The 790-nt window shown below is 61.1% G+C and carries 1 protein-coding gene and 1 pseudogene; both read left to right on the top strand.

Going from position 1 to position 790, the window contains the following annotated elements; translation table 11 throughout:
• Positions 1-79: 79 nt before the first annotated feature.
• Positions 80-568: a hypothetical protein gene (locus B3V69_RS01135; RefSeq protein WP_296443015.1), complete on the top strand. Its 489-nt coding sequence runs from the start codon at positions 80-82 to the stop codon at positions 566-568.
• A gap of 61 nt (positions 569-629) precedes the next feature.
• A pseudogene (locus B3V69_RS01130) lies at positions 630-790 on the top strand (nucleoid occlusion factor SlmA); the annotation flags it as partial.

The following is a 790-nucleotide window of genomic DNA, read 5'->3' as shown; positions in this document are numbered from 1 at the left end:
CTCCAGGAAGTGTCGAACTTGAGACACCTGGTTTGATTACCGTTCGGCGAACAACGCCGCCCTGCAGCAAGACCGGCTGTTGCGCCCGCTGCTGGCCGACTTGCAGGCCCAGGTCGAAGCGTGGGCACAAGCGTTCAACAATCCGGGGGCGACGTCTGAGTGGCACGAAAAATATGAGAAAAACAGGCCTCTAGCCCCCGTGGATAGTGCGCGAGCCGCTATCTATATAGGAGCAAGCCAAATCAACCACTTGCGCGATGCCGCCCGTCGCACCTCGCAACTGGCCAATCAGCTGCTGGCCTGGTCGCGGGCCGACGCGCGCAGCCTGGACGCGCAGCCCATGCATCGGGTCGATCTGAAAGCGCTGTGTGAAACCCTGCTCGAGGTCTACCTCGATGCGGCCTCGGCCAAACGCATCGATCTAGGGCTGGATGTGCAAGCCGTGCGCGTGACGGGCCATGCGTGGCTGTTGCGCGAATTGCTATGCAATCTGCTGGACAAGGCCCTGAAATACACGCTTGAAGGCGGAACGGTCACTTTGCGCTTCAGCTTGCGGTTCGCCGTCTGACCCCGAGAAAACCCTAGGGGCCGCTATGCGAGAATCAAACGATCCTTTCGCCTGGTTCACCATGTCTGACGTCGAATCCTCCTCTCCAGCGCTTTCTCCAACCTTGACCGGCAGCGAGATGGCGAACCCGATTCGCAAGCGGCCCAAACCGGGCGAACGCCGGGTGCAGATCTTGCAGGCACTGGCGACCATGCTGGAACAACCCGGCGCGGAGCGCATCAC

The sequence above is a fragment of the Rhodoferax sp. UBA5149 genome (genome assembly GCF_002413825.1).
GTDB lineage: Bacteria > Pseudomonadota > Gammaproteobacteria > Burkholderiales > Burkholderiaceae_C > Rhodoferax.
Note: the sequence above shows the minus strand (reverse complement) of the source record. Positions and strands in the feature narration are given on the sequence as shown.